Annotated in this window: 1 protein-coding gene; it reads right to left on the reverse strand. The window is 75.6% G+C overall.

All coding sequences use genetic code 11. The annotated features are described in order from the left end of the window. A partial coding sequence (locus tag PUR53_RS01140) for a glutamine amidotransferase-related protein (RefSeq protein ID WP_443080248.1) occupies positions 1 to 353 on the reverse strand: 353 nt, incomplete at both ends.

Below are 353 nucleotides of genomic sequence, written 5' to 3' on the forward strand. Positions count from 1 at the left end.
AGCACCTCGGCGGTCAGCGACCGCAGGAACCTCATCTTGGGGTCGTCCCCGTCCGACGGATCCCCGGGCCCGGGCCCCAGCACCAGCACGCCCTCGTGCGCGAGCACGGCCTCCCGCAGCCCCGGCTCGTCGTACCGCCGGACCGTCACCTCCAGCACCGTAGAGCGCAGCAGATGCGCGAGCATCGCCGTGAAGGTGTCCTCGGCGTCGACGACGAGCGCGTGACCGGTCAGCTCACCCGTGCGCTCCCGCATCCGCAGCCAGACCGGCGCCAGGGAGGCCCGCCGCCCGTCCAGCGCGGCCCGCACCCGGGAGTCCTCGGCCAGCCCCGGCCGCACCCGCTCCTGCTCCGC

Source organism: Streptomyces sp. SP18BB07 (genome assembly GCF_036322545.1).
Classification (GTDB): Bacteria; Actinomycetota; Actinomycetes; order Streptomycetales; family Streptomycetaceae; genus Streptomyces; species Streptomyces deccanensis.